The organism is Methylovulum miyakonense HT12 (genome assembly GCF_000384075.1).
Lineage (GTDB): Bacteria > Pseudomonadota > Gammaproteobacteria > Methylococcales > Methylomonadaceae > Methylovulum > Methylovulum miyakonense.
Genome location: NZ_KB913025.1, coordinates 1,129,398 through 1,151,669, shown reverse-complemented (window position 1 = coordinate 1,151,669; position 22,272 = coordinate 1,129,398). Strand labels below are relative to the sequence as shown.

The 22,272-nt window shown below is 50.5% G+C and carries 22 protein-coding genes; 3 read left to right on the top strand and 19 right to left on the bottom strand.

Annotation, left to right across the window (positions count from 1 at the left end; genetic code table 11):
• The first annotated feature begins 107 nt into the window (after window positions 1-107).
• Complete coding sequence (locus METMI_RS0105985; protein ID WP_019865360.1) at window positions 108-536, top strand: helix-turn-helix domain-containing protein; 429 nt, start codon at window positions 108-110, stop codon at window positions 534-536.
• A gap of 666 nt (window positions 537-1,202) precedes the next feature.
• Here METMI_RS0105985 and uvrA read toward each other — a convergent pair.
• The 13 genes from uvrA to bioB all read right to left on the bottom strand — a co-directional run bounded on the left by uvrA (window position 1,203) and on the right by bioB (window position 14,167).
• The gene (gene uvrA, locus METMI_RS0105975) at window positions 1,203-4,019 is read right to left on the bottom strand and encodes an excinuclease ABC subunit UvrA (protein ID WP_029151506.1); all 2,817 of its coding nucleotides are present in this window, start codon (window positions 4,017-4,019) and stop codon (window positions 1,203-1,205) included.
• Between the two features lie 327 nt (window positions 4,020-4,346).
• On the bottom strand, window positions 4,347-5,633 hold the full coding sequence (locus tag METMI_RS25330; RefSeq protein WP_019865357.1) for a calcium-binding protein: 1,287 nt from the start codon (window positions 5,631-5,633) through the stop codon (window positions 4,347-4,349).
• A 205-nt stretch (window positions 5,634-5,838) separates the two neighbouring features.
• On the bottom strand, window positions 5,839-7,563 hold the full coding sequence (locus METMI_RS0105965) for a multicopper oxidase family protein (RefSeq protein WP_019865356.1): 1,725 nt from the start codon (window positions 7,561-7,563) through the stop codon (window positions 5,839-5,841).
• An 89-nt stretch (window positions 7,564-7,652) separates the two neighbouring features.
• A complete protein-coding gene (gene bioD / locus METMI_RS23250; RefSeq protein ID WP_019865355.1) occupies window positions 7,653-8,348 on the bottom strand; it encodes a dethiobiotin synthase in 696 nt (231 codons plus the stop codon).
• Window positions 8,345-9,121, bottom strand: coding sequence for a malonyl-ACP O-methyltransferase BioC (bioC, locus tag METMI_RS0105955; RefSeq protein WP_019865354.1), 777 nt, complete (start codon window positions 9,119-9,121; stop codon window positions 8,345-8,347). Before bioC ends, bioD begins: the two co-directional genes overlap by 4 nt.
• The gene (bioH, locus tag METMI_RS0105950; RefSeq protein ID WP_019865353.1) at window positions 9,121-9,894 is read right to left on the bottom strand and encodes a pimeloyl-ACP methyl ester esterase BioH; all 774 of its coding nucleotides are present in this window, start codon (window positions 9,892-9,894) and stop codon (window positions 9,121-9,123) included. The genes bioC and bioH overlap by 1 nt, the downstream gene beginning before the upstream one ends.
• A 58-nt stretch (window positions 9,895-9,952) precedes the next feature.
• Window positions 9,953-10,375: a PIN domain-containing protein gene (locus tag METMI_RS0105945; RefSeq protein ID WP_019865352.1), complete on the bottom strand. Its 423-nt coding sequence runs from the start codon at window positions 10,373-10,375 to the stop codon at window positions 9,953-9,955.
• Window positions 10,372-10,608 (bottom strand): DUF6364 family protein, encoded by a 237-nt coding sequence (locus tag METMI_RS0105940; RefSeq protein ID WP_019865351.1) that lies wholly within the window; start codon window positions 10,606-10,608, stop codon window positions 10,372-10,374. The genes METMI_RS0105945 and METMI_RS0105940 overlap by 4 nt, the downstream gene beginning before the upstream one ends.
• Window positions 10,609-10,631: 23 nt before the next feature.
• Complete coding sequence (locus METMI_RS0105935; protein ID WP_019865350.1) at window positions 10,632-11,042, bottom strand: type II toxin-antitoxin system VapC family toxin; 411 nt, start codon at window positions 11,040-11,042, stop codon at window positions 10,632-10,634.
• Window positions 11,027-11,272 carry an AbrB/MazE/SpoVT family DNA-binding domain-containing protein gene (locus tag METMI_RS0105930; RefSeq protein ID WP_019865349.1) on the bottom strand — a complete coding sequence of 82 codons (246 nt, stop codon included), beginning with the start codon at window positions 11,270-11,272 and terminating at the stop codon, window positions 11,027-11,029. Before METMI_RS0105930 ends, METMI_RS0105935 begins: the two co-directional genes overlap by 16 nt.
• Before the next feature lie 126 nt (window positions 11,273-11,398).
• Complete coding sequence (bioF, locus tag METMI_RS0105925; protein WP_019865348.1) at window positions 11,399-12,574, bottom strand: 8-amino-7-oxononanoate synthase; 1,176 nt, start codon at window positions 12,572-12,574, stop codon at window positions 11,399-11,401.
• A 159-nt stretch (window positions 12,575-12,733) separates the two neighbouring features.
• Window positions 12,734-13,120 carry a DUF7674 family protein gene (locus METMI_RS23245; protein ID WP_019865347.1) on the bottom strand — a complete coding sequence of 129 codons (387 nt, stop codon included), beginning with the start codon at window positions 13,118-13,120 and terminating at the stop codon, window positions 12,734-12,736.
• Between the two features lie 84 nt (window positions 13,121-13,204).
• Window positions 13,205-14,167 carry a biotin synthase BioB gene (bioB, locus tag METMI_RS0105915; protein ID WP_019865346.1) on the bottom strand — a complete coding sequence of 321 codons (963 nt, stop codon included), beginning with the start codon at window positions 14,165-14,167 and terminating at the stop codon, window positions 13,205-13,207.
• Between the two features lie 82 nt (window positions 14,168-14,249).
• Between bioB and METMI_RS0105910 the strand changes: the two genes are divergently transcribed.
• Both METMI_RS0105910 and METMI_RS0105905 read left to right on the top strand, forming a co-directional pair.
• On the top strand, window positions 14,250-14,936 hold the full coding sequence (locus tag METMI_RS0105910; protein ID WP_332248657.1) for a ComF family protein: 687 nt from the start codon (window positions 14,250-14,252) through the stop codon (window positions 14,934-14,936).
• A 294-nt stretch (window positions 14,937-15,230) separates the two neighbouring features.
• Window positions 15,231-16,532, top strand: a complete 1,302-nt coding sequence (locus tag METMI_RS0105905; protein WP_019865344.1) for a DUF5666 domain-containing protein — start codon at window positions 15,231-15,233, stop codon at window positions 16,530-16,532.
• 166 nt (window positions 16,533-16,698) lie between these two features.
• Here the strand turns inward: METMI_RS0105905 and METMI_RS0105900 are convergent, their stop codons facing one another.
• From METMI_RS0105900 to METMI_RS0105875, 6 genes are all read right to left on the bottom strand, one after another.
• Entirely contained in the window at window positions 16,699-17,994 is a 1,296-nt protein-coding gene (locus tag METMI_RS0105900) for a flavohemoglobin expression-modulating QEGLA motif protein (RefSeq protein ID WP_019865343.1), read from the bottom strand.
• A 314-nt stretch (window positions 17,995-18,308) separates the two neighbouring features.
• Window positions 18,309-18,677 (bottom strand): hypothetical protein, encoded by a 369-nt coding sequence (locus METMI_RS0105895; RefSeq protein ID WP_019865342.1) that lies wholly within the window; start codon window positions 18,675-18,677, stop codon window positions 18,309-18,311.
• Window positions 18,678-18,828: 151 nt separating this feature from the next.
• The gene (locus tag METMI_RS0105890) at window positions 18,829-20,247 is read right to left on the bottom strand and encodes a PhoH family protein (protein WP_019865341.1); all 1,419 of its coding nucleotides are present in this window, start codon (window positions 20,245-20,247) and stop codon (window positions 18,829-18,831) included.
• Window positions 20,248-20,442: 195 nt separating this feature from the next.
• The gene (locus METMI_RS0105885; RefSeq protein WP_019865339.1) at window positions 20,443-20,922 is read right to left on the bottom strand and encodes a peroxiredoxin; all 480 of its coding nucleotides are present in this window, start codon (window positions 20,920-20,922) and stop codon (window positions 20,443-20,445) included.
• A 7-nt stretch (window positions 20,923-20,929) separates the two neighbouring features.
• Window positions 20,930-21,454 (bottom strand): glycine cleavage system protein R, encoded by a 525-nt coding sequence (locus METMI_RS0105880; protein ID WP_019865338.1) that lies wholly within the window; start codon window positions 21,452-21,454, stop codon window positions 20,930-20,932.
• 230 nt (window positions 21,455-21,684) lie between these two features.
• Entirely contained in the window at window positions 21,685-22,236 is a 552-nt protein-coding gene (locus METMI_RS0105875; RefSeq protein ID WP_019865337.1) for an NUDIX domain-containing protein, read from the bottom strand.
• Window positions 22,237-22,272: the final 36 nt, after the last annotated feature.

The following is a 22,272-nucleotide window of genomic DNA, read 5'->3' as shown; positions in this document are numbered from 1 at the left end:
ACAGCCATTCGATTGAATGGCTTTGGTGTTGTATAAAATGGCGTACCCAGCTAGGATACAAGCTCAAGCCAACTTGAAGTCAAGCATTAATTACGGCAGGTGAAATCATGGATATAGCTGAAGTCGCAAAAGCATCGGGATTACCTGCGTCAACCTTGCGATTTTATGAAGAAAAAGGCCTGATCCAGTCCATAGGCCGCAACGGTTTGCGCCGATTATTCAACGCCAATGTGATAGAACGGCTGGCGTTAATATCGCTAGGGCGTAATGCGGGTTTCTCGCTGGATGAAATTGGCGACATGTTTAGGTCTGAAGGGCTGGATATTAACAGAACGCTGCTGTTAGCCAAGGCAAACGAGCTGGACAGCAAAATTAAAGAACTGACCGCCATGCGTGATGGGCTACGTCACGCCGCCGCTTGTAACGCACCCAATCATTTTGAATGCCCTAAATTTCTTCGGCTGCTTCGGGTTGCGGGTAAGAATCGGGTTAGGCTGGTCAATAAATTGAAGGAAAACAAAGTGAAGCATACATAGACCATGTAGGGCGCATTAGCGATAGAGACTGTGAAAGTATTCAAAAATTTCCCGAATACCATATTGTAACGCATTGATTTTTATTAGTAAGCGGAGTAAAAAAACATGTTTTTTTACTCCAAAACCGAATACTTTCACAGTCTCGATAGAGTAATGCGCCGGATGTTTAAAGCCAACATGCGGCTTACGAGTTACATTAGCGCACGTTACGGGTTAAACGTGATAAAACCACCAAAATATAAGCCAGCAAGAGCAATACATATCTCACCGATTGAAAAAATAAGTAGGCATAATTTTTCACGGATTATCTGATCATTCAGATCCCTTTTTCTTAGGAGATGCAAACTTACCGATACACTAGGTCGAAGTGTCTCTACTATTCCCAATACAAGTGCAGCCTCAAATAACACTAACAAAAACAATCTCCACATCATCAGAGAGTTGTCAGAAGACAAACCAACTCCGCTCTGTATTGCAAAAAACACTGGAATACATGCAAAGCATACAAGCACTAGGATATGTGTGAAAAAAGCCTTAATTAGTATGGTAGTCATTCAATACTCCCAGCCCTGTGGGCAAACAGCCTTATCGTTTGCCCACCATTAACCGATAAAAATGGTGGGCAAAAAAGCGTTGCCCACCCTACATAGCTTAACCGTTATCACATTAAAAAAACCGCCGTAAATAAGTCCCCGTATGCGAAGCTGGATCGTCGGCGACGGTTTGTGGCGTACCTTCGGCAACCAACGTACCGCCGCCATCGCCGCCTTCCGGCCCCATGTCTATCAGCCAATCGGCGGTTTTTATCACATCCAGATTATGTTCGATGACGATGACGGTGTTGCCGTGGTCGCGTAGGGTGTGCAGCACGGTGAGCAGTTGTTTGATGTCGTGGAAATGCAGGCCAGTGGTGGGTTCGTCGAGAATGTATAGGGTTTTTCCGGTGTCGCGTTTGGATAATTCTTTCGCCAGCTTGACCCGTTGCGCTTCGCCGCCGGATAGCGTGGTGGCGTTTTGGCCTAGGGTGATGTAGCTGAGGCCGACTTCCACCAGGGTTTGTAATTTCTTCGCCAAGCTCGGCACGGCCTTAAAAAAATCCGCCGCGTCTTCGACGGTCATGTTCAGCACATCGTTGATGGTTTTGCCTTTGTAGCGGATTTCTAAGGTTTCGCGGTTGTAACGCTTGCCGTTGCACTGTTCGCAATGCACGAAAATGTCCGGCAAAAAGTGCATTTCCACCTTAATCACGCCGTCGCCCGTGCAGGCTTCGCAGCGTCCGCCTTTGACGTTGAAACTAAAACGCCCTGGCGTGTAGCCGCGTGAACGGGCTTCCGGCGTGGCGGAAAACAGCTCGCGTATCGGCGTGAACAAGCCTGTGTAAGTCGCCGGATTCGAGCGCGGGGTGCGGCCTATCGGGCTTTGGTCGATGTCCACGACTTTGTCGAAATGCTCCAAGCCTTCAATCGCATCGCAGGGCGCGGGGATGATGCCTGCGCGGTTGATCAGGCGGGCGGCGTGGGCATACAGCGTGTCGTTGACCAGCGTGGATTTGCCGGAACCGGACACGCCCGTGACGCAGGTGAACAAACCCACCGGAAAGGCAATATCGACATTTTTCAGGTTATTGCCGTGGGCGTTGCGGACGATGATTTGTTTGTCGGGGTTGACGGGCGTGACGGTTTTTGGCACGGTGATTTCGGTTTGACCGGATAAATACTGTCCCGTCAAGGAATCGGCGTTGCCCAAAATGTCCGCCAAGGTGCCTTGGGCGATGATATTGCCGCCGTGTATGCCCGCGCCCGGGCCGATGTCGACGATGTGGTCGGCGGCGCGGATCGCGTCTTCGTCATGTTCGACAACGATGACGGTGTTGCCCAAATCCCGCAAGCGGAACAGGGTGCTGAGCAGGCGTTCATTGTCGCGCTGGTGCAGGCCAATGGACGGCTCGTCCAGCACATACATCACGCCGACCAGGCCTGCGCCGATTTGGCTGGCAAGGCGTATGCGTTGCGCTTCACCGCCAGACAGCGTGTCGGCGCTGCGGTCTAAGGTCAGATAATCCAAACCGACATTCACTAAAAACTCCAAACGTTCTTGGATTTCCTTGACAATCTTCACGGCAATTTCGCCGCGTTTGCCCGCCAGATGCAGTCCGGAGAAAAACGCCAAGCTTTTGCGTATCGGCAAACGGGTGAGCTGGTTGATCGGCAAATCATCAATAAACACATTGCGCGCGGCGATATTCAGCCGCGCCCCGTCACAGGCATTACAGACTTTTTGCGACAAGTACTTCGCCAGTTCTTCGCGCACCAAGCTGGAATCGGTTTCGTGGTAGCGGCGATCCATATTGGCAATGATGCCTTCAAACGCATGGCGCTTGGTCTTCATCGGGCCTGTGCCGATGGCGTATTTGAATTCTATGGTTTCATTACCGCTGCCATACAGGATAATGTCCTGAATTTTTTGCGGCAGTTCGGAATACGGCATTTCAGGGTCGAAACTGTAGTGTGCCGCCAAGGACAAGATGAGTTGGTAATAATAGCCGTTACGCCTGTCCCAGCCGCGTATCGCGCCACCCGCCAGGCTAATGTCGGGGTTATGGATAATCAGTGTGGGGTCAAAATGTTGGCGCACACCCAAACCGTCGCAACTGCCGCACGCGCCTTTGGGGTTGTTGAAGGAAAACAAACGTGGCTCCAGCTCGGTCAGGCTATAGCCGCAATGCGGGCAGGCGTAACGTTCGGAAAACAGCAATTCCGTGCCGTCGTCTTCCAGGCTGGCGGCGATGGCGATGCCGTCGGCAATGCGCAAGGCGGTTTCAAACGATTCGGACAGGCGCAGGGCGATGTCGTCGCGGATTTTGAAACGGTCAACGATCACCTCTATCGTGTGTTTCTTTTTTAAATCCAGCGTCGGCGCGTCGTCCAGGTCATACACCACGCCGTCAATCCGGGCGCGGATAAAACCTTGGGCGCGGCAATCGTCCAGCAATTGCACATATTCGCCTTTGCGTTGGTTGACCACGGGCGCGAGCAACATCCAGCGTTGGTCTTGTGGCTGGGCGAGGACTTGGTCAACCATTTGGCTAACGGTTTGTGCTTCCAGCGACACCTGATGCTCAGGGCAGCGCGGTGTCCCGGCACGGGCAAATAATAAACGGAGGTAATCGTAGATTTCGGTGATCGTGCCGACGGTGGAACGGGGGTTGTGCGAGGTGGATTTTTGTTCGATGGAAATGGCAGGGGACAGGCCTTCGATATGGTCGACGTCGGGCTTTTCCATCATCGACAAAAATTGCCGGGCATAAGCCGATAGCGATTCGACATAGCGTCGCTGGCCTTCTGCATAAATGGTGTCAAAGGCCAATGACGATTTGCCGGAACCTGACAAGCCGGTGATGACGATAAGCTTGTCCCTGGGCAAATCCAGGTCTATGTTTTTTAGGTTATGGGTCCGCGCACCGCGTATGCTGATCGTATCCATCAAAAAATCCTGCCGTATAAAGAAGGGCATGATACGTTTAAAAAGGGGCGGGGTGCAAATGCCAGTGTAAGGGGATGGATTGGCTTGGTGTTTTGGGTGCAGCGGCGTTGGCTGTAATTGACTTCCCGAAAACTGAAGGTCTTAGCGTATTGATGGAGCGGGTTAGTAATCCCGGGCAAATTTGCTATCGAAGCGTTTGGGACGGCTTGTCGGAACGGGATTAAAGACGGTTTGATGGTGTTTTATTAGAACAAAGCACACTGTGGCCTCAACGTAATATGGGCGCGAATCTAATCGTGCCCACAAATCATGGCCGGATGGATGTGCTTAGACTAACCAAATTCCACCCGCAGCCAATCCGTTGGTGTTGAGATTGGTTGCTGTCACGCCATTTAGCTGCACTACCATATCATTGTCAGGAATAATGCTTGCTTCATGAAAACTTCCGTCATCTTGGTATAAATAAGTGTTGCCTGCGGCAGTAAAGGCAAAGGTTTCCCCTTTGCCAAAATTATTCTGTAGATACTTAAATACCCCTCCTAGGTTCTCTGCCGTTAAGTCCAATGCGCTGCTGTATGTGTTGGCATCATCAAAACTGATGATGCCGTTTTTGATGGCGTGGCTGCGTATGATGCCAGCATTTACACCATCAACACCTGTGGTGTTAGCTGCAATATTTATGGATTGTATGTCAAGTTGGTCTGCCCCTTTAGTAATTACTCCATTGCTGAGGGTGAAGCCAGTAATGGTATCAACGCTATTGACGTATTTGCCCACAAAAGGGTTGAATACCTTAAGCAGGCTATCCTGTAGGTTAATAATGACAGTATCGGTTGCTGCTATAGTTTCGGTTAAGATGATATTGTCTTTATTAAATCCCCCACTAAAGATATCTTTACCATCACCACCAATCAAAGTGCATCTGCTAAAACTATTACTGAAAATATCGTTGAGAATATCATCCCCTTCACCCCCATATAGCCTGTCATTTTTACCTACTCCGAAACCATCCCCGCCATAAAGGGTATCGTTACCTTTTCCTCCATAAAGCACGTTGTTGCCAGCAAGATCAAAAAGAAAGCCTCCGTACATAATATCATTGCCATCGTCGCCATATAACGTGTCGCTCCCCTCGCCTCCGTACAAGATGTCATTTCCGTTGCCACCATGTAGGATGTCATGGCTGTTATCTTCTGCATCACCGCCGTAAAGGGTATCGTTTCCATCTAAACCAAATAATTTGTCGGTTCCGTCATTGCCGTACAATGCATTTGCACCCCCATCACCAGTCAGTGTATCGTCAAATTGACTGCCCTCGATGTCTTCAATAGTTTTGAGCGTGTCTAAACCTTGGCCAAAGGCCTTACCCATTGTTAGGTTTGCAGTGATTCCATTGGTGGCAGAAGAATAATCGGCATAATCTGCACCGTTACCTCCAATCAGCGTGTCGTTCCCTTCTCCGCCTTCAAGACCATCATTGCCATCACCGCCATCAATATAATCTGCCCCGCCCAAGCCAATGAGCTTATCGTTCCCTGCGTAACCATAGATAAAGTCAGCATTAATGGAGCCAGTAATGGTGTTGTTCGTGTTATCGCCTTTATAAATCGCCATGATGAGATGCCTTTAAATAAATTGGTTTTTGAGAAACAGGAAGGCCATTTAACCGACTTATTCCAGTCATTCGGTTAAATGGCCTTCTGATTGTACTAAAGCAATTAAGATAAAGATGTTAACCCGTTCACTTTTTGTATCAGGTTTGACAATTTAAATCATATTGGCCTACCGTATGCGCCCATGTCTACTTAAGAAAGGTGGCCTACACCACCAAAAAATCCCGCATCATGCCCATATCCTCATGTTCAAGGTTATGGCAATGGTACATGAACAGGCCTTTGAAATCCTGGAACGGTTTGATGATGCGGACGCTTTCGCCGGGCATGACCAGCACGGTGTCTTTTAGGCCGCTGTCGATGAAGCCTTCATGCACAGTGGCGTAATCGGCTTCGTTTCCGTTGGCAATGCTGCGGCTGGCGATTTGGAATGATTGGCCGTGCAAATGGATAGGATGGGCCATGGCCATCATCATGCCCATGCCTCTCATACCGCCACCCATACCACCATGGCGCATACCGCCCATTCCCATGCCGCCGCCCATGCCGCCGTGGCGCATACCTCCCATGCCCATGCCCCCCTGATGCCCGGCTTCTTGCCCCTCGTTTGCCGTGGTTTGGCCATGCCCGCCGCCATGCGCATGGAAAATCTCCATCAGTTGCACGGTGTTGACCGGAATGCGTTCAATATCCTGGACGTCGTTGTAAGCATAAGGCCGCCCATTCAACAACATCGCCATGTGCGCTTCGGAAATGGCGATGGGCACGGGTTTGTTGGGGTTGGCGGTGTCAGTGATGGCGTAGCGGCGGAAGCTGGATAAGGTGTTGGGCAGTTTGGGGCTGTCGCTGACTTTGCGGGTCACTTTGGCGGTAAAGATGGGGTAATCGCTACCGACCGGCAAGCCGCCATGGTTCATCATCATGCCCATTTTGGGCAGCACGCCGCTGAAAGCCAAGCTGCGCATGACCAATTGCGAGCCTTCGGCGCGGCCTGAGAAATCCGCCCAGACATCCAAACGCTCGCCTGGGGCTAGCATCATATAAGGCTTGGTTTCGGGTTTTTCCAGCAACCCCCCGTCCACGCCGATGACGGTGATCGGTGTGCCGTCATCCCATCCTAATTTATAAATCCGTGCCGTGGAGCCGTTCAAAAACCGCAGACGGTAAGCGCGGCTATCGACATCCATCTGGAAATCCGCCCGACCATTGACCAAAATACGGTCGCCGTAAAACCCTGTCATGCGGTCATGCATGTGCCGCACGTAGACCAGCTGGTTTTGGGCATCAAATAAACGGTCTTGGATGACGATGGGTATTTCATAATCCCCCGATGGCAAGCCCAGTGCGGCTTCTTCTTCGTCATTAACGAATAAAGCGCCCGCCAAACCGTGATACACCTGTTTGGCGGTGGTTTCATGCGGATGCGGATGGTAAATGTTCATGCTGGCGCGGTTCAGCACCTCAAATTCATAAACCAATTTTTCGCCGGGATCAATCGCGTACAAAGGATGGCCGTCCTGCTCGGCGGGGACATGCAGGCCATGCCAGTGCGTCACGGTCGGTTCGGACAGGCCATTATGCAAATGGATGCGGACTTTTTGGCCTTTTTGCAGGCGGATGATGGGACCCAGATACGAGCCGGGGATTTCTGTCACCGCCTCTTTCGGGCCGTGTAGCAAGCGGGCGGAATATTGCAGCACTTGTGTTTGCTGCCCGACCAGGATCGCCACTGAGGTGGGTTTGCAAAACAATTCAATTTCCACATCCGCTTTAAAATTGGGGTTGGCGGTATGTGGCGGCAATTTTGGCATGGCCCCCATCCCTTCCATCGCATTTAGCAGGTTTGGCATGCCCGCAAACGCCAATAAGCCTAAGCCAGATTGGGCCAAAAAACGGCGGCGGGAATAGTTGTTATTATTTTTGTTAAACATAAAACCTCCTCAGGCGACAATGTCTTATTTAAGCATCAAGCATAAATACTTAATGTTAGTAGGGATTCTATATTAGCAAATTTTTATATTCAAGCTATTGGGCCGATACTTTTTGGGGGTATTCCTACACCCTGCAAGCGCCGGGCAAGGGAAGCAAAATCGGCAACATTTTGATAGGGGAACACCCCCATTAACGGCGCAGTTAATGCGGCAGCCAAGGTGGCGATATTTTCCTCCGGCATCAGCATGTGTGCATCATTACAAACCGCTATCCAGCCCGCACAGGCCAAACCGGAGGCGGCAATCGCCTGATGCGTGAGTTTGGCGTGGTTGATACAGCCTAAACGGATGGCGACCACCAAAATCACGGGCAATTGCAAGGCTTTTGCCAAGTCGCTGATGTCCTGATGGGTGTTGATGGGCGCGTACCAGCCGCCCGCACCTTCGACCAACAGCACATCGGCTTGGGTTTTAAGCTGATGGCAGCAAGCGAGGATTTTCGCCAAATCGGCCGGATTTTCTTTGCCCGCCAAATGGGGTGACACGGGCATTTCGTAAGCGTAAGGGTTGACCCATCCATAAGGCAATGGCCGGGAAGCGTGTTGTTGCAGCAGCAGGGCGTCTTCGTTTTGCCAATGGCCGTCTTGCATGATGCAGCCTGCCGCCACGGGTTTCATGGCGGCGACGCTTTGCCCTTGCTGTTTGAAATAATGCATCAGCGCGACGGTTGCCCAGGTTTTGCCGACGTTAGTATCGGTTCCGGTGATGAAGTAGCCCGTGTTCATCGTTTCGCGCTGACCATGATGACATCGAAAGTCGCGCTGATGGTAGGCTCCTGCGGGTTGCGGGGATAGGCCGCCATCATGCGCTGTAGTGCGGTTTTGCCGGTCACGCCCTTATTGCGTCTGGGCAGCACATTATGCGCCCCGAGGTGTTTCAGTTCCCGCATCAGTTCCAGCACCGAGGCATAACGCGGCTGGTGATGTTGCCGTTGGCTGTGGATGGCCCTGAACCCCGCCTGTTGCAGGCCATCAATAAGATAGGTTTCATCATGAAAATCATTGACATGTTGGTAGTTGTCTTCCGTAGCCCAAGCATTTTTTAATTCCTGCAAAGTTTCCGTGCCGAAGGTGGCAAACACCAATTGCCCGTCCGGCTTGAGCACCCGCCGGATGTCAGCAAACACGGCTCGAAGGTCGCCGCACCATTGCAGAGCCAGATTGGAAAACACGCCGTCGACGCTTTGGTCGGCCAGCGGCAAGGCTTCGGCATCGGCGCATAGGTAATGCACGTTGGTGTGGCCGCTGAGCTTTTGCCGCGTGGCGTGCAGCATAGGCAAGGCCATGTCCAAAGCGATTAGCTCTTGGCAAGGTGATAAGGCCAGCAATTCGCCCGTCAAAAACCCCGTGCCGCAGCCGATGTCCAACAAGGTGCCATGTTGGTTTGCCAAATCTGCCGACTGCAACAAGGCCGTGCCGACACTGCGTTGCAACTGCGCCGCGCCGTCATAGCTGGCGGCAGCGGCGGAAAAGGCTTGTTTGATTTTGCGTTTGTCCATCAACGTTGGTTTTCCATAAAATCTTTGAGCAAGGCGAGCATCTCCTCAGGATGTGACAAGAAAGGGGTGTGTGCGGCCTGTTCCAGCAAACATACTTGTGCGGCGGGTTGGCAGTGCGGTAAGGCGTGGCTGAGCGCGGCGGGGACGAGGCTATCTTTTTTGCCCAACACCACCAGCACGGGGACGGTGGCCGCCGCCAACGCGGGCCGCAAATCGGTGGTTTTGAGGATGTCCAAGCCGCCTTGTAAAGCCGTGTTGTCTGGCATGGGGCGCGACAGCACGGCGGTTTTTAAGGATTTCGCCAGGGCTTTGGCATTGGCTAAGGCCATGACCTGGATTGCCAAGAACCGTGTCAATGTGGCTTGCGTGTCTTGTTGCAGGTTGGCGGCGAATTTGTCCAGCACGTCCGGCTTCATGCCAGGCCAGCCATTTTGTTGCAGGAAACACGGGTTGCCCGCCACCAACACCAAGCGGTCGACGCGTTCAGGAAACCGCCGCGCCATCTCCAGAACCACCGCAGCACCCAACGACCAGCCTAGCCAACAACAGGGTTTATCGGGCAAGGTTTGCGCCAGCCTATCGGTGATGTTCTCTAAAGTGAACGGCGTGAGCGGGCCGCTATGCCCATGTCCTGGCAAATCGACTAGCGTGACTTGGTAATGCCCGGCGAGTCGTTCGGCAAAATCCTGCCAGATGCCGCTGTGCATCGCCCAGCCGTGGATGAGGACGATGGGTTTGCCGGCCCCTAGGGTTTGGTGGTGGAGTTTTTGCAAGGGATTAGAATCCTTTCGTGGTTTTGCAAGCGGGATATTCTATGGGTTTAGGTAATGCCTAATGCTGGACAGTTTGGATTATTTGGCACAAATCAGGCGGTGTATAAACAGGGGATTCGGCTGAACTAAAGTCTTTGACGTTACGGGTCACCAAACCGTCAACACCTACATAAATGCCAGCCTGATATAAAACAGCGTCTTCAAAATCGGCAAACGATGAGTCAAGTGCCGCCACCAGAATTTTTTGGTTGACCTCGGCAATAAGAAACAACTCAAGCAATGATTTGATAGCCTGCTTGGCAAGTGTGCCGCCGATACTTTTGGCGCACAAATAATCAATGGTGGTGATGGTTGTTGCACACAGAACCCCTTGAATTTTACAGCTTTCCACAGCATTAAACAGAATCGCCGCATCCTTGGCAAAAGGCTCACGATTAAGCAGCAAATCAAGCACCACATTGGTGTCAAACAGGATTTTCAAAGATATTTGTCCTTTAAATACTGTTTATAATCGGTTTCGTCCACTTCGCAATGTTGTAATATGCCCAGTAGTGATTGGGTGATTGGCAGTAAGGGATTGGCTTGTTTCTGCTGGGTAAGCTCTTGAAAATAGTCAATGACAATGTCTGAAACTGATTTGTTTTTGGTTTTTGCGTAGGCTTCAACTTGATGGATTAAGTCGTCCTCTATATCTAAGGTCAATTTAGTGTGCATAATAATTCCAAAAAATGTTCAAGTTATTCACGGGGCATGATTAAGCGGACACTGGGAAAATAAGTGCTAAACCTGCCTTTATCGCGCGTCACCAAACCATAGCCAGACACGGCGGCATGGGCGCCGATGAAAAAATCAGGTAGCACGTTGCCTTTTTCCCCCTTACGCTTTTTGTAATCCAAATAGGCTTTCCCTGCAAGGAACAAGGCTTCTTTCGGAAGCGGCTTTATGGGTAAGCGCAAATGCACAAACAATGCTTCAACGTCTTCAATACGTTGGAAACCGATTGAGCATTCGGCGTAAATAATGGGATTGATGACCATTTTGTTATTGCCGTCCAATTTTTCCAAGGTTCCCGCACTCCATTCATGCCAATCGCTGGAAGGATCGGCAAGGTCGGTGATGATGCAACTGTCAATTAGGATGACGGCCACGGTCCGCCCCGTGTCAGTGCCATGATTTCCTCCGTGGACAGGGTTAATTTTGCGGTTTTATGGGCGGTACGGAAACGGCTAGCTTGTTTATCGGCGGCTTGGCTTTTTTCGATATACCAGCGGCCCTGCTCGTCTTGCCGGAAATCTATTTCGGTTTCGGCGGGCAATATGCCCATGCTTTCCCGAACGTTGAGCGGAATGGTCACTTGGCCTTTTGTGGTTACGCGCATGGTGGCAATCCTGTTTGTGGGTAATACTTTAATGGTAATACTCGGTGGCGGGAAAATCAACGGCAAGCAACGGGTGCGGGAGTGCTATGTTTGTGCTCCGAATAAAAAGCCATTTCTAATGGCTATCTATAGGGCAGCTTGTCCCAACTTACCGTTAATAGCATCAAGCGCGTCTAACAAGCCATCAACCATCGCCTCTTCATGTGACGCCGATAAAGTCACCCGCAACCGTGCCGTACCCTGCGCCACGGTAGGCGGACGTATCGCGCTGACCAAAAATCCTGCTTCTAATAAGGCGTTGCTGATTGCCACGGTGCGTTGGCTGTCGCCAACTAGTATCGGCTGAATAGGTGACGATGAAGGCATCAGTTGCAAACCCAGTTGCTCCGCGCCGGAGCGGAACCTCGCCACTAAAGTATTGAGCTTTTCCCTACGCCAATTTTCGGTCTTAATAATTTGCAAACTGGCGCGGGTGGCTTCAGCAATGGCGGGTGGCAAAGCGGTGGTGTAAATATAAGTCCGGGCGGATTGGATCAAGGTTTCGACCAACACCTCAGACCCTGCGACAAACGCGCCGAAGGTGCCGAAGCCTTTGCCCAATGTGCCCATCAGCACAGGCACATCCTCTTGGCTCAGGCCGTAATGTTCCAGCAAACCGCCGCCGTGTTTGCCAATCACGCCCAAGCCATGCGCATCATCGACCATCAGCCAAGCCCCCTGGTTTTTTGCCGCCGCCGCCAATTCTGGCAGTGGGGCAAAATCACCGTCCATACTGAACACGCCATCGGTCACGACCAATTTATTGCCCGTGGCTAGGGCCAGCAATGGTTCCAGATGCGCGGTATCGGCATGGGCATAGCGTTTGAATTTCGCCCCCGATGACAAACCGCCATCCAATAAAGACGCATGGTTCAGGCGGTCTTCAAACACCGCATCACCGCGACCGACCAAGGCGTTGATAACGCCGATGTTCGCCATGTAGCCCGTGGAAAACAACAGCGCCCGTTCGCGTCCGGTAAACGCCGCCAACTCGTCTTCCAACGCGTGGTGTGCGGTGCTGTGCCCGCAAATCAAATGCGCCGAACCGCTGCCCACACCATAGCTGTCGGCGGCATCCTTAAACGCCTGCGCCACCGCCGGATGGTTCGCCAGTCCTAGGTAATCGTTGCTGCAAAAATTGACGGCAGATTTGCCACCCAGTTGCAGGTGGATGCCTTGCGGGGAAGTTATGGTGCGGCGGGAGCGGTATAAGCCTTGCTGTGCCAGCTTATCGAGGTTATCGGTCAGATGTGAAAAAGGCATGGTTGGATTGGGTTTGTGGTAACGCTAGAGTGGCCCGGCATTGATAATAAAGGGCAGCCGTGTAGCCGTAGGGTGGGCAATGCTTTTTTGCCCACCATTTGCCGAATAATCGGTGGGCAGAAAAGCGTTGCCCACCCTACTTATCTATTCGCTTGCTTATTAAAAATCAGGCTCTCCCCATGTTTCTTTATAAAGCTCTTTCAAGTTCTCTGGTATCAAACTCCAGCCCCATTTTAATTTTTCCTTGTCTTTTATGTCCCACATTAAAGATTCAACGTAATAAACATCAATAAACTCTTCCTCGATTTTTGATGCTATTTTTAGTTTTTCAGAAACGAAGCTCAAATGGGATAGCGCTAACTGCTCATCAGAATTTTTAATAGCATCGGTTGTTGCTTGCGAAAAAGCTTCCATCATATCCCAATACCATTTATCTTCTGGCTCCAATCCCTGACGGAGCATCCATTTATCAATTTGTATTGAAACATCAGGAAATTTATCCCTGATTTCATCAATGAATTTAGCTATTTCTTGATCTTTTTGCATTTTTCGTTCGTAGATAACGCAACGTTACATTATCGCATTTCCCAAAGCTTGGCTTCCTAAAGTCAGCCCAACCTAGAAAAAATCTCAATTCGCATAACTAGACCCACCCGAATGCAGCCCTAAACGGCCAAACAAAGCCACATCATGATTAGTCATCGGGTTATCGGTTGTCAGCAATTTATCGCCATAGAAAATCGAATTAGCCCCCGCCAGGAAGCATAAAGCCTGCATTTCATCGCTCATTTCCTTGCGGCCTGCGGATAAGCGCACACGCGAAGTTGGCATCAGGATGCGGGCGACGGCGATGGTGCGGACGAAGACTAGCGGGTCGAGTTTTTCTGTGCCCATCAGCGGTGTGCCTTCGACTTGCACCAGCATGTTGATGGGTACGCTTTCGGGATGTTTAGGCATGTTTGCCAGTTCGATCAATAACTTGGCGCGGTCTTGTTCGCCTTCGCCCATGCCGACGATGCCGCCACAGCAGACGTTAATGCCTGCATCGCGTACCCGTGCCAAGGTGTCCAATCTATCTTTATAAGTGCGGGTGGTGATGACTTCTGAGTAGTAATCTTCCGAGGTGTCCAGATTGTGGTTGTAGTAATCCAGGCCGCCTTCTTTTAGCCGCGCGGTTTGCGTGTCGGTCAACATGCCTAAAGTCACACAAGTTTCCATGCCTAAGGCTTTGACGCCTTGCACCATCTCAACGACGCGCTCGATGTCACGGTCTTTCGGTTGCCGCCAGGCCGCGCCCATACAAAACCGTGATGCGCCTTGGTCTTTGGCCTGTTGTGCGGCTTGCAGGACTTTATCTATCGGCATCAGGGCTTCGGGGGGCAGGCCGGAATCGTAACGCGCACTTTGCGGGCAATAACCGCAGTCTTCAGAGCAGGAACCCGTTTTGATGCTCAGCAAACTGCTGATTTGCACTTCGTTCGGGTCGAAATGTTCGCGGTGGGTGCTTTGGGCCTTGAAGATCAGGTCGTTGAAGGGTAGGGCGAACAGGGCTAGCACTTCGGCAAGCTGCCAGTCATGGCGTAATACAGACATTTTTGAAGACTCCGGCTATAGTTATTGCTAAGCGTAAAACCACACTTATCAACTTGTTATTATGAAAATAGTAAACAACTGGATGGATATTATACAGGATTACCTGTTGCCGCCTACCTGTCTGTTATGCGGAAATAAAGGGACGCCACATCGTGACTTGTGCCAGCCGTGCCATCGGCAATTACCGCGTAATCGCCAATGTTGCTACCAATGCGCCGCGCGGTTGGAAGTGCAGTCCGACGCGCCCATGCTGTGTGGCCGTTGCCTAAGCCGCCGCCCGGCATTTGATGACACTTACGCGCCGTTTGTTTATGGGGATGCTTTGCGTTACTTGGTCACAGGCCTAAAATTCGGCGCACAGTATAAAAACGCCCGGTTGCTGGGGCATTTGTTGGCGGAACATCTGCAAGAAACCGCCGAAAAACCGGAATTGGTCTTGCCCGTGCCGTTGCACAATAGCCGTTATCGGCAACGTGGATTTAACCAGGCGATAGAAATTGCCAGGACGGTTGCCGAGGACATGCGGCTGCCACTGGATTTGCACTCTTGCCAGCGGCGGCACGACACGCCGCACCAAACCCGTTTGACCGCCAAGCAGCGCAGGAAAAATCTGAAGGGCGCCTTTGCCGTGGTCAAGCCCATCAAGGTTGGGCATGTGGCGATAGTGGACGATGTGATGACGACGGGCTCAACCGTGCATGAGCTGGCGAAGGTGTTGAAAAAGGCGGGGGTGGCTAAGGTGGATGTCTGGGTTTGTGCGCGGGCGTGATGGGGTGGCCGCCACAGCGGGGCATTTAAAATACTGCAAGAATCGTAGGGTTTATACCGCAAGTTTTGTAGATGCCACGACTTTTTGCGCTATCCATCATGCAAAGAGTGCCTTTATTTTTTTATGCTATATAACTGATTTTATTGCTTAATAACCTGGTATTTTAGCGTTGGCATAGTTTTGGCACTTCCCATGCGAATAAGCGTTTATCACTTATTTGCAAGCCAAAAATTACTGGGGATTTCTTGCCCGGTATGTCCGTGTTGTCCAACAACTTTATTGGGAAACAATAATATGAGAAAAAACATAATTGCATTTTTAGCGCTATTCGTGCTGTTGGGTTCCGCACATGCCGGGCCTACAGATATTTTAAACCCGCCGCCGCTGCCTGCTGGTGGCTGGGGTTTGGCGCACAATAACATTGGCCAATCTTTTAATGCCGTTGCGGGCGATGTGACAATTGGTGTTTATGTCGCCGACCAAGAGACTTATAACCAAGTATTACAGGCTTGGGCCAACACCTGCGCCCCTGCTTGCGGCGTGAGCGCTTGGGATCCTACTTTGGTGGTAAGCCCTACCGTTTCTTTAGATGTGACCGTTTATGAAGGCGAAGGTTTGGGCGGTCGGGTCATCTATACATCGCCTGCCCCGATAACGCTCGCCAAACCTTTCAATGGCGTTGCAAGTGTTGATTTGGGCGCGGCGGGTGTATTTTTAACAGTGGGCCGGCAGTACACGGTGATCTATAACGAAGCCACCGGAACGGGCACTTATTGGCAGTTTTTCGCCACCATTGACCGTACCCCGACCATTAACCCGGTAACGGGCCAGATTGACCCGAATTATAATCACGGCGCTTATTATGGAGGTTGGGCTTATATCCAAGGCGTCCAGCAAAATCCTGACAGCAATATCGGTGATGTGGCGTTCCAAGTCATTGACAATAACCCGCCAGTGATCCCCACAGCGTGTCAAGGCACTTCTGCGATTGTCGCCGGCCTTAACAGCAGCAAATTATTCATGACGCTGGCCAATGGGCAAAAAGTGGCGTACAGCAATGTATATGGTTCGCCAGGAACCACACAATTTACCTTTAACGGGGTTCCGTATGGCAGTTTTGCAATAGGTAATGTTGTCACTTATGTCGGTGCCTTGGATGCCTCCACCATTTGTGTGCCTAGTTCATTGACCGTTGACCCGCCAGTGGTGGTCACGCCACCGCCACCCTCGTGTGTCAGCCCTCAAGTATTGCAAGGTAATGTGTGTGTGACACCAACGCCAGTAGTTCCAACTTGCACCGGTTCTACAGTATTGGATCCAATAACTAACACTTGCGTTACGACAGCCACACCAACGCCTCCACCTGTTGCTTCTTGTGTTGTCCCAAGCGGTGCCAAAAAAGTGGAAGGTCACGCTAAGATAACGGCGGTGGGCACAAACAGCATCACCGTTGGCAAAACCGTGGTCTATTTTGCAGACTGTACGGTACGTGAAATGAATGGAGGCGCAAGCTCTTTTGCTATTGGCCAAATTGCCGAGTTCAAAGGCTTTAAGGCTAACGGCAGCATCACTGCAACCAAGATTACCATAAACTAGGCTTTGTTTTATCGCCCATGCGTTTCGGCATGGCATGTTTAAGTGTTGAAAGGCATTTTACTTGGAGCCCAAACCTAGGTTTGGGCTCCGGTATTTGCTCCTAAGCAAAGGCTGGCCACGCAACGTGTTGGCGGGCATATCCCGGCCGATTTCTTCCCAAATCCGTTTACAAAATATTCGCGTAATCTTGCTCCAGTTGCCGGAAATTCAGCGAGGTCATAAAACGGCTGAAGCTCATCCAGGCCGACAAGCCGTTCAAATCCTTAAATTGTGGCGGCAGAAAGCGCGGTGGTGACACGGTGCCTTCTTCGACCAAATCCGCCATCACTTTCATGTCTTCAATCATGGTCTTACCGCAAAACAACAGCGGGATACGATCGGGCTTGCCTTTGTGGACGGCCAGACGCATGAAGTTGTAGGTCAGCACAAAGCCTTTGATGTACGTCAAATCCTTGGTGAACGGCATCCCCGTGGAGCTGCTGCCTCGGAACACGCGGCTGCTAAAGGTGTAGCTGTCATCTTCATCCAAACCTTTGGCGCGGAAAAATTCGAAAATATCCAAAAAATTAGCGCCTTCTTCCACCAGCGTGGTGGCGCGGACGCGGTTAATCAAACGCATCAGCCGCTCCGGTGTCGAGCTGAAGGTCAAAATCTCCATCAACACCGCCAGTCCTTCTTGGGTGATGGTCGCGGATGGCGGCCCTTTGCCCAGGAATGTGCAATACGGCTGTTCCATCCCGTTCAAGGTCGTCCCCAAATGTACCCAAACCTCATGCACTTCGAGAATGCGCAAATCCCGCATATTGAACATCGCGTCGGCGCGGATTTTGATGTAATCCGTGCCAGCTGCGGCATCGGAGACTATGCCGTCACTGAGCATGGCGCGTAAGCCTTCGCCAGGGAAAACGTCTTGGATTTTAGCGTTAAGGATGTCAACCGCGTCCTTGGCATTGATGGTTTTGGGTTCCTCGCCCAAGAAATCCAGATCTAGCAATTGCTGCAAGGTCGATTCCATCATGCTGCCCAAATCGGCGATGGTCGGGTCGCCGACATGGAACACGTCTTGCGACGAGCCGTACAGCTCTTGGGAAATATTGGAAAACACCGACGTGCCGCGTCCTTCCAGCATGGTCACGACATCCTGATATTCGCGGCAGATGCGGCGCATGATGACGCTGAGCGGGTTCAACTGCCCCAGCTTGCGCACCAGATCACGTTCGATTTGGTGGAATTCGTCTTTTTTGTCGCCAGGGTCAAAACCTAAAGGGCGTTGGCGGTAATAGTCGGCATCAACGGCGGGCAATTCCTTGCAACCGCTTTGCATAAACGCTTGTTTGATACTGTCATCCCATTTGATGGCATCCAAGATGCGGATAGGTTGTTGTGCCTTGACGATGCGGTCGGACAGGGTTTTGACTTCGGTAAGATAAGTCGAAGGCTTTGGGATTTTACTGCTGTTCATAGCGTGGTCTCAGATGGGGGCGATACGCGCTTGGTAATATAGGGTTTTTGTCCACGAAAAACACGAAAATTGTCTCGTTAATAAAGCCGATATTTTAGGGAGGAGTTATCCGTTTCGTAATGTTTTGGGGTATCTGCGGGTAAATTGAAATGTTTATAGTACTGGGAGTGGAAGCCCCGTTCGGCATCCACGAGAATTGGAGTCAAAAAAACATGTTTTTTGTCTCCAAACGCTAACAGTGCCTACAGGTATTTTGAAACGTTAAGGACGGGGTTTCAAACCCCGTCCTGCTCTTGTACATATTGTTAAATTCTTCATGAATAGTGCCCCCAACGATGAGCGAATGGTAGGCATTCTTCACATAGATTTTTACCATCATGTGTACCACCATCCAGCACTACATATGAGAGGTCATCATACAACCCATTTGAATCAAATTTCGTGGGGTTCATATCTCTGTTGACCATAAGCTGGTTACACTGCTCGCAATGAAAGATTGATAGTTTTTGAATAGGTAAAAATTGTGTTTGTCTTTCTACCATCTCAAGACCATATTTTTTGAAAACAGCCCTTAGCTCTTCATCAAGTTGATCAAGTTTTTCGTCAAAAGAGTTGCTTTGGATTTCTTCGCTATTCGTTTTGAAATAGCTAAAGTGCTTCCGAATTGCAATTTGCTTCACCATTCCTCCAGTACTTTTACGTCAAGACGGGATTTACAAGGCCATACTTAAGACCGAGCAAATCAAAACTTTACTGAACAGGTTTATATCCGTTCTGTAAAGTTTATGTAGCGACTGCGAATTATCTAATAGACTTAAGCAATTGAAATGCCAATTACAAAATCTCCGACGCATAATCCGCCAAACGCGACCGTTCGCCGCGCCGCAAAGTGATGTGCGCACCGTAAGGCCAGTGCTTGAAGCGGTCGACAACATAGGTCAAACCTGAGGTTGTCGCGGTCAGGTAGGGTGTGTCGATTTGCGACAAGTTGCCGATGCAGATGATTTTTGTCCCTGGGCCGGCGCGGGTGATGAGGGTTTTCATTTGTTTGGACGTGAGGTTTTGTGCTTCGTCGATAATCAAAAAACGGTTCAAAAAGGTGCGTCCGCGCATGAAATTCAGCGAGCGGATTTTGACGCGGTTCATCAGGATATTTTTGGTCGCACCCTGTTCCCATTCGTTTTGTCCCGAACGGCTACCGAGCAATTCTAAGTTATCCATCAATGCCCCCATCCACGGGGCCATTTTTTCCTCTTCGGTGCCGGGTAAAAAACCAATGTCTTCGCCTATCGGCACGGTCTCGCGGGTCATGACGATTTCATTGAACATTTTCTTTTCCAGCGTCATGGTCAGGCCCGCCGCCAAGGCGATCAAGGTTTTGCCCGTGCCTGCCGTGCCTAGCAAGGTGACAAAATCAATTTCAGGGTCAAGCAAGGCGTTCAAGGCAAAGTTTTGTTCGCGGTTTTTCGCGGAAATGCCCCAGACATTGTTGTGTTTCGAGCGGTAATCACGGGCCAGTTCCAAAATGGCGACTTCGCCCTCGCAATCGCGGACTATCGCCTCAAAATTGCTGTCATTGTCGATGTACAGGTATTGGTTGGGATACCATTCGGCAACCAGCGGGTCTTCAAGCCGATAAAAGGTGCGGTCTTTTTCTTGCCACACTTCCATTTTTGAGCCGTGGTTGTCCCAAAAATCCTCGTCCAAGGCAGTCGCCCCGCTGTACAGCAGGTCAATATCATCCAGCGTCTGGTCATTGTGGTAATCCTCGGCGGTCAATTCCAACGTCGCCGCTTTGATGCGCATGTTGATGTCTTTCGAAACCAAAATGACTTTGATGTGCGGGAATTTCTTCGTCAACGCCAGCACCACGCTGAGGATGGAGTTGTCGGCAAGATTGCCCGGCATGCTCTCCGGCAACATCGCGGTCATCGCGCTGGTTTGGAAATACAAACGCCCTGAGCTGGTCAGGCTTTCGCTATTGGGCCCGTGTTCGATGCGGGATAACAGCAAGCCATCATTGAGGGTTTGCTGGTTGGCATCACGGATCAGTTCATCCAAGAAGCGGCTGACTTGGCGGACGTTGCGGGCCACGTCGGTCAGTCCCTTTTTGCCGTGGTCCAGCTCTTCCAAAACGACCATTGGGATAAAAATATCATGCTCCTGAAAACGGAAAATCGCCGCAGGATCGTGCATCAGCACATTGGTATCTAAAACAAACAGTTTTTTATCCGGTGTGGTCTGAATATTCATGTTGGTCTTTTGAGGTTGGGGAAAGAGAGAGGAATGATGTGAGGTTTGTCCACGAAAGACACGGAAAGCACGAAAAAATCGGGTTATTACTTAAAAAATGAATTTATTATTGCTTTTTCAACGAGCTGACTTATGACGTGATTATGCTGACCACGAAAGTTTTTCGTGCTTTCCGTGTCTTTCGTGGACAATAATTTAATTGGCTGGCACCAACGTCCGCAAAACCGTCAAAACCTCCTCACAGTGCGTCTTGACTTTGACCTTGCGCCATTCGTGGACGAGCACGCCATTGGGATCGAGCAAAAAAGTGCTGCGCTCAATGCCGCGCACTTGTTTGCCGTACATATTTTTTTGTTTGATGACATCAAACAGGTTGCAGAGCTGTTCTTCGGGGTCGGACAACAAATCAAACGGAAAGGCCTGCTTGCATTTGAAGCCTTCGTGCATTTTCACCGAATCCCGCGATACGCCCAAAATGACGGTATTGAGCGCGGTGAATTGGCCGATCGCATCACGGAACGCCTGGCCTTCCGTCGTACAGCCTGGCGTGTTGTCTTTCGGGTAAAAATACAGCAGGACGAACTGGCCTCGGTAATCACTGAATTTGACCGTTTTCGCGCCCGTGGCCGCAAGTTCCAAATCCGGCACGGCTGTGCCAATACTGGGTGATGTCATAAGCTACCTAACGTTTAATGGGTTCAAGGATCGCATCAATGTTAAGCTGGTCGCAGAATTCCATAAACTCTTCTCGCAGCGATAACAAATGCAGTTGCGGGGGAATCAGGATGATAAATTTACTGGCAAATACGGGGTTTTGGATATAGGGGGCTGGGTAACAACTGCCGCTGATGTCTTCGATTTCAATGTCACGGTCTATGAGGAAGGAACTGACCGATTCGACTATGCTTTCATGGTTCAGCGATAGTGTTTCCAGCATATAAGGCATGCAGTCTTTGCCTTTTTCCTTGCCTTCTGGGCGTAAGGTCTGGATTTTTATTTCAATGCGGCGCTGGATGACTTCCAATGTGCTTTCCAGCTTGGCGATCTGGTTCCAGTTGCCTTGCACCAACAAATAAGTGGCGGTCGCTTGCGCCAGCCGCGAAGCGCGGATTTCCATAATATTGCATTTGCAATCGCGGATGGCGGGCAATATTTCGGCAATGAAATTGATCTTGTTGTTGCCTAAGGCGGTGATGGCGAGTTGCATGTGAGTTTCTGAATAATTTTTTGGAAGTTTATCACTAAATGGGTGAAACTTTATCTACATTGCTTGGGATGCTGTTAAAAGTTATGGTTAAGGCAGCCTCAATGTGCGGCATCTTAAAATATTAAGGGAACTGTCGGGTTAAAACGAATCGGGTGTGGTTTTGCCGGCCCAGACCCTGAATGGCAGGCGGGCACAAGGTTCTGGCCGGTACATTGTGTCCGCCTGGCCTGTCATTTGGCGCTAGCCAGTATTTTTGCCGCCATCAAAACCCCAATCACCGTCAAGCTGTCCTTGACTTCATTCCTGTAGACCATTTCCAGCAAATCGCTAAACAGGATTTTCTTCGTTTCCAGTTCTTCAGTTTCTTCCGGATGCGCCTCGCCAAATGTCAGGCCGGTCGCCAAGAAAACAAACGCGCATTCATTGGTGACGGAGTTGCTGGTGTTAAATTCGTAAATCATTTCCCAATTATCAGCGCTGATGCCAGTTTCTTCCAATAATTCGCGCTGGGCGGATTCCAATAATGTGGAGCCCTTGTTGCCGCCGCCTTCAGGGATTTCCCAACTGTATTCCTGGAGCGGGAAACGGTATTGCCCGACGATATAAGTGTAGCCTTCGTCATCTACGGGGATGATGCCTATCGCCCAATTTTTAAAATCCACGGTGGTGTAAATGCCAGGTGTGCCTGCCGGGGTGATGACATCGTGGTGGTCTATACGTATCCACGGGGTTTCATGAAGCATTTTTTCGTTAAGGATTTTCCAAGGGCCACGTGTTGACATGATGGGGTTTTCTGGTTGGGTTTGATGGGATACAGC

Excerpts from the sequence above, each read along its gene's own strand:
- METMI_RS0105985 (WP_019865360.1), top strand. The coding sequence starts at position 108 with ATGGATATAGCTGAAGTCGCAAAAGCATCGGGATTACCTGCGTCAACC.
- uvrA (WP_029151506.1), bottom strand. The coding sequence starts at position 4,019 with ATGGATACGATCAGCATACGCGGTGCGCGGACCCATAACCTAAAAAAC.
- METMI_RS25330 (WP_019865357.1), bottom strand. The coding sequence starts at position 5,633 with ATGGCGATTTATAAAGGCGATAACACGAACAACACCATTACTGGCTCC.
- METMI_RS0105965 (WP_019865356.1), bottom strand. The coding sequence starts at position 7,563 with ATGTTTAACAAAAATAATAACAACTATTCCCGCCGCCGTTTTTTGGCC.
- bioD (WP_019865355.1), bottom strand. The coding sequence starts at position 8,348 with ATGAACACGGGCTACTTCATCACCGGAACCGATACTAACGTCGGCAAA.
- bioC (WP_019865354.1), bottom strand. The coding sequence starts at position 9,121 with ATGGACAAACGCAAAATCAAACAAGCCTTTTCCGCCGCTGCCGCCAGC.
- METMI_RS0105940 (WP_019865351.1), bottom strand. The coding sequence starts at position 10,608 with ATGCACACTAAATTGACCTTAGATATAGAGGACGACTTAATCCATCAA.
- METMI_RS0105930 (WP_019865349.1), bottom strand. The coding sequence starts at position 11,272 with ATGCGCGTAACCACAAAAGGCCAAGTGACCATTCCGCTCAACGTTCGG.
- bioF (WP_019865348.1), bottom strand. The coding sequence starts at position 12,574 with ATGCCTTTTTCACATCTGACCGATAACCTCGATAAGCTGGCACAGCAA.
- METMI_RS23245 (WP_019865347.1), bottom strand. The coding sequence starts at position 13,120 with ATGCAAAAAGATCAAGAAATAGCTAAATTCATTGATGAAATCAGGGAT.
- bioB (WP_019865346.1), bottom strand. The coding sequence starts at position 14,167 with ATGTCTGTATTACGCCATGACTGGCAGCTTGCCGAAGTGCTAGCCCTG.
- METMI_RS0105910 (WP_332248657.1), top strand. The coding sequence starts at position 14,250 with ATGGATATTATACAGGATTACCTGTTGCCGCCTACCTGTCTGTTATGC.
- METMI_RS0105905 (WP_019865344.1), top strand. The coding sequence starts at position 15,231 with ATGAGAAAAAACATAATTGCATTTTTAGCGCTATTCGTGCTGTTGGGT.
- METMI_RS0105900 (WP_019865343.1), bottom strand. The coding sequence starts at position 17,994 with ATGAACAGCAGTAAAATCCCAAAGCCTTCGACTTATCTTACCGAAGTC.
- METMI_RS0105895 (WP_019865342.1), bottom strand. The coding sequence starts at position 18,677 with ATGGTGAAGCAAATTGCAATTCGGAAGCACTTTAGCTATTTCAAAACG.
- METMI_RS0105890 (WP_019865341.1), bottom strand. The coding sequence starts at position 20,247 with ATGAATATTCAGACCACACCGGATAAAAAACTGTTTGTTTTAGATACC.
- METMI_RS0105885 (WP_019865339.1), bottom strand. The coding sequence starts at position 20,922 with ATGACATCACCCAGTATTGGCACAGCCGTGCCGGATTTGGAACTTGCG.
- METMI_RS0105880 (WP_019865338.1), bottom strand. The coding sequence starts at position 21,454 with ATGCAACTCGCCATCACCGCCTTAGGCAACAACAAGATCAATTTCATT.
- METMI_RS0105875 (WP_019865337.1), bottom strand. The coding sequence starts at position 22,236 with ATGTCAACACGTGGCCCTTGGAAAATCCTTAACGAAAAAATGCTTCAT.